The sequence below is a fragment of the Loktanella sp. SALINAS62 genome, from assembly GCF_018263905.1.
Classification (GTDB): Bacteria; Pseudomonadota; Alphaproteobacteria; order Rhodobacterales; family Rhodobacteraceae; genus Loktanella.
Map to the genome: position 1 here is coordinate 43594 of NZ_JAAFZU010000042.1, position 5081 is coordinate 48674.

Here is a 5081-nt window from a genome sequence, read left to right on the forward strand (position 1 = left end):
ATGCGGCCCGAAACAACCCAAGCGAAAAGCAGATAGCCAAGCGCGAGTGCAAGAGCAGAGGCCCAAAAGAAGGCGAGGCTGATCGTGGCCTGCGATGCACCATCGAACCCGGGGATGTTCTGCAAGCCCGAAAGGCCGTTGTTGCCGCGCAGGCCGCTGTCGTTTTGAAACAGGTAAAGCGACAAGGCCAACGTCATCGCCTGCGTCAGAATAGATAGGTACACGCCCGTGACCCGGCTTCGGAACGCCAGCCAGCCAAAGACCAACGCAAGGATGCCGGGGATCAACACGACCATCGCCAGTTGCAACGGCAATGAATGGGCGAATGACCAGACCAGCGGGATGTCGGACGTGCCAACGACGCCAAAAATCTGGGTGCCGATGCCGTCCCGCAGTTCCTGCGGTGTCGCGGGCAGGATCTGCGAGGCAAGGTTGGCTTGGACGATTGACTCTGTCCGCGCCCACATCAGCCACATGCCGATGGCGTATCCGCCAAGGCCAAAGAACGCCATGTGACCAAGGCTCAGGATACCCGTATATCCCCATACCACGTCCATCGCGACGGCGGCCAGCGCCAGACACAGCGTCTTGCCCAGCAGTTTCACAAAGGAGGTCGAAATGAGGTCAGCCGCAGCAAGGGCTGTCACCAGCGCCACGAATATTGCCAGCGCCGCAAGGAAGATCACCGTAGAGGTGGCTTTGATCGGCGGTTTGCCGGTGCGTTCTGGAAGGGCGACGTCGGTCATCTGGACGCTCCGGTCGGTGTTCGGAACACCCGCAGGTTCAGTAAATGAGTGGCACCCACCGCGACAGGAAAACCCTTTTGCCATCGGTGCAAGCGGGAATTGCAAGCGGGATTGCGCCCGCGAGCTTCGTCGAAATCTATGCCATCAAAAGAGAGCTGTGGGTCGATTTCACCAAGGGAAAACTGGCTGTCTGTCATTTTCTCAGCCCTCCGCCGCCCGACCCTTGAGCGCGACAATGCCACGGGGCCGGACCTGAATGAACAGGATGATAAAGAGGATCATGTAGGTTTGTGCTGCCAGCGTGTTGGACGGATTGAACCCCTCGATCAGTTTTTGCAGCACACCGATCAGGCCAGCGCCCGCCAACGTGCCCCAGACGTTGCCAACACCGCCGACGACCACGGTCATAAAGCTTTGCACGATGTAATTCGCACCCATCTCGGACGTGACCTGCGCGTAAAGCCCGATGGCCACACCCGCGATTCCGGCGATGCCGGAGCCAAGACCAAAGGTCAGCATGTTGATACGGTCCGGGTCGATCCCCATGGACGCCGCCATGCCGGGGTTCTGGGTGACGGCGCGCACTTCAAGTCCAAGGCGGGTGCGGTTGAGAATGAACAGCAGCAGACCAAGAAAGCCGAGTGCCAGAACAAAGATGGCAATGCGGATATAGCTGATGGCGATGAGTTCGTTGATGACGAGCTGCCCGCCGAGCCAGTCGGGACTGGTCAGCGGACGCGCCTGCGTGCCGAAGATGTTCTTGGCGAGTTGCTGTAGCGCGATGGATATCCCGAATGTCGCCAACAGTGTCTCTAATGGGCGGTGGTAAAGGTACCGGATGACCAACCTTTCCATCGCGATGCCAGCGGCAGCCGCGACAACAAAGGCGAGCGGCAGCGCGATGATCAGGCTGACCGTGTAGTCGGGCACGAACTGCTGCACGACATAGCCGGTGTAGGCGCCCAGCATGATGAATTCGCCATGGGCCATGTTGATGACGCCCATGACACCAAAGGTGATGGCCAGCCCGATGGCCGCCAGAAAGTAGATCGACGCAAGCGAAAGCGCGTCAAGCGACAGATCGGCGGTCCGGTTCAGTGTCACCTGGCGGTCCACGGATTGCAGGGTCCGAAATGCGGCCGCCGTGACGTCGGCGTCTTCTTCAACGTAGACCGCATCGAACCGGTGGGCATCGATGGCGGCGTCGATCTGCGTGTCGGTCACGAACGGGTCGACCCGGCCGTCTGTTGCAAGCCGATCATAGACAGCACGCCGCGCAGCGTCGGTGTTCAGGGTCACCAGCGGCGTCCCATCCACAGCGTCGCCCGCGACATTGGCCAACAGCGCGTCACGAATAGCAGCGGGTGTGATGATGGGTGACGCAAGACCCGCATCGACCAGCCGGGCGTAAGCCTCTGCGCGCGACAATGTCAGGGGACCTGCAACGTTACCCTCTGGCGCGTCGGTGGACACGCGATCTTTGGTTTCCAGGATTTGGGACAGGGCCGCCCGTGCGTCGGAAGTGATGACGCCCGACAACGCCTCGATCGCCTCTACCCGTGCTTGCGTCGTTTCTCCGTAGCGGGCGACGAGGATGTTGAGTAGCCGCTCTTTCTCGGACCGGATAAGGGCCGACTCCTCTCCTGCGATGGACCCTCGCAGGGGTTCGATCTGATCGGCATTCGGGCGGCGCGCGATAGATGCAAGCGCAGAACGGCGCGCATCGGGGTCTGGGTCGGACAGACGGAATTGAACAAGCGCCGCACCGATCACCCGGCGCACACCGCCATTGGGGCGCACTTGATTTATGACACCTTCGGGGGCGGTGGCGACCGGATCGCGCGACACGATATCCAAAAGTGTCACTGTGCCGTTCTCTTCGTCACCTGTCAGATAAAATCGCCCGTCTTCGGTGTTTTGCACGATGTCACGGTCCTGCCAGCGTTCAAGGAATACCGGCACAGACGGTAATTCCGACTCCAGCAGGTCCGCAATCACAGGCCCGACGCTTTGACGACCGGGAGACGCGACCTCGTCAGCGTGGGTTTGCAGTATTGTTTGCAGATCGTTCTGCGCCAGTGTCGGGGCTGCGATCAGTGACAGAGCGATGGCAAGGATCAGGCGCAACATGATGGTCTTTCCAGAAATGGAACGGGGGCGCGACGACCGCGCCCCCGATGATCAGGATCAATAGTTGGATGTCTGCTGCACGCAGGTCTCGGTCTCGGTGTTGTACATGCCACAGTCCAGCGCGGACCAGTCGGATTCCAGCACTGCGCTATCGGGCAGATAGTCTGTCCACGCATCGCCCGGTACAGGATCGGTTGATGAGATGATGTCGAACTGGCCGTCTGCGGTGATCTCTCCTATCAGCACCGGCTTTGACAGGTGGTGGTTGGTGCCCATGACGGCTGTACCGCCGGTCAGGTTGGGATATTCCTGACCCCACATCGCTTCACGCACGGCGTCCACGTCCGTGGTGCCAGCCTGCTCGACCGCGTTCACCCACATGTTGAAGCCGATATAATGGGCTTCCATCGGGTCATTCGTGACGCGGTTCTCGTCACCGATAAACGCTTTCCATGACGCGATGAATTCTTCGTTCGCGGGGGATTCTGCGGACTGGAAGTAGTTCCAGGCTGCGAGGTGTCCCACAAGCTCAGCGGTGTCGAAACCCGAGAGTTCCTCTTCGCCCACCGAAAAGGCGACTACGGGGATGTCGTCGGCAGACACTTCCTGCGCGGCCAGCTCTTTGTAGAAACCCACATTGGCGTCGCCGTTGATGGTCGAGATCACACCGACCTGGCTGCCGTCAGAGCCCAGTTCAATTACGTCGGACACGATCGTCGACCAGTCAGAATGGCCGAACGGCGTGTAGTTGACGAAAATGTCCTCTTCCGCGATCCCCTGTTCCTTCAGGTAGGATTCCAGGATGTTGTTTGTCGTGCGCGGGTAGACATAGTCGGTGCCCAAAAGGGCGAACTTATCGACGCCCAGTTCTTCAAGGAAGTAGTCCACCGCAGGGATGGCCTGCTGGTTGGGGGCAGCGCCGGTGTAGAAAACGTTCTTGGACGATTCTTCGCCTTCGTACTGCACGGGGTAGAACATCAGGCCGTTCAGTTCTTCGAGAACCGGCAACACCGATTTGCGCGACACAGAGGTCCACGACCCAAAGATCACGTCGACCTCGTCTTCGGTCAGCAGCTGGCGACCCAGTTCTGCAAAGCGGGGCCAGTCAGAGGCCGGATCGACGACGACGGTTTCAATCTGGCAGCCCAGCAGGCCGCCATCGGCGTTCTGCTTTTCGACGAGCATTTCCATCACGTCTTTCAGGGTGGTCTCGGAAATCGCCATTGTCCCCGACAAGGAGTGCAGCACGCCGACCTTGATCGGACAGTCGGCATCTTGTGCCAGAGCGGGCAGACCGACGGCGCATAATGCCGTGGTGAAGAAAAGTGTCTTCGTTATCATCATATATCCTTTGTCCATGGGCAGGACACATACCGCCAAAGCCCCAAGGGCCGGACCATATCCCTGCACGAATTGACCGATACGGCGGATGTTCAAACTGCCACCGATAGAGATGTCTGCCGCGCATCAGCGTGGCTAATTGACGCTGTCAGGTGCCCAGCAAAGAGTCATCTTTGTGGTGGTCAAATCAACAACGGGGACAAAAGGTGCCCAAATATTGATCTGTAAAAGCGCTATTTGTCACATTTGCAGTCAACCGCCGCGTCACGGCATGACAGGTCGGATACCAGCAAGACCCAGCTTCGACGCACCGACGGTTGTCGTTTGGCGCGTTCCAGCCGCGACCAGTCCTTGCCGGTAGCTTGCACCGCTAGGCAAGCGGATGCTCCGATCGCTTATGCCTCGATCAACAACTCGATAACCAACCCCCAGCGTTCACAAGTGGCGAAGGTCAGCCACTCTAAAAATCGTCCATCTCGATATCGTCAAACTCCAGTTGGGCCTTGTCGCCGTAGCTGAACACGAAATGAGTCAATTTCTTCTCGTCGGCTTTTCGTGACAGATCGATACCATCGAAGCTCAGTCCGAAGCAGCCGGGCGAGTTGTTCTTCCTTACGAATCTGAGTGGCAAGGACAGGGGCACCTTAGAAAATCAACATCAGAGGCCACCGTCGGTCCTTCAGTAATGACTTGAAGCTATCCAAAAGTTTCAGATTGGTAATGCTGTCCCCATCTGTGAAAACATGCGCGAACATGGCTTCAGGACCTCGATGAGTTGACCTGCAACGGGATTTTTCCTCCATTTGGAATGAGAGTCCGACCCAACGAAGGGACGGACAATGAAGCGAACGAGATACAGCGAAG

Annotated in this window: 3 protein-coding genes and 1 pseudogene; all 4 read right to left on the reverse strand. The window is 58.5% G+C overall.

The genetic code is table 11. The features are described from left to right. Positions 1 to 746 (reverse strand): annotated as a pseudogene (locus GZH79_RS19080) (urea ABC transporter permease subunit UrtC); the annotation flags it as partial. Then, positions 743 to 943, reverse strand: coding sequence for a hypothetical protein (locus GZH79_RS13755; protein ID WP_211644353.1), 201 nt, complete (start codon positions 941 to 943; stop codon positions 743 to 745). The gene GZH79_RS13755 and the pseudogene GZH79_RS19080, both read right to left, overlap by 4 nt. 4 nt (positions 944 to 947) lie before the next feature. Next, positions 948 to 2876 carry an urea ABC transporter permease subunit UrtB gene (gene urtB, locus GZH79_RS13760; protein ID WP_211644354.1) on the reverse strand — a complete coding sequence of 643 codons (1929 nt, stop codon included), beginning with the start codon at positions 2874 to 2876 and terminating at the stop codon, positions 948 to 950. A 57-nt stretch (positions 2877 to 2933) separates the two neighbouring features. Then, positions 2934 to 4217, reverse strand: coding sequence for an urea ABC transporter substrate-binding protein (gene urtA, locus GZH79_RS13765; RefSeq protein ID WP_249219196.1), 1284 nt, complete (start codon positions 4215 to 4217; stop codon positions 2934 to 2936). Positions 4218 to 5081 lie beyond the last annotated feature (864 nt).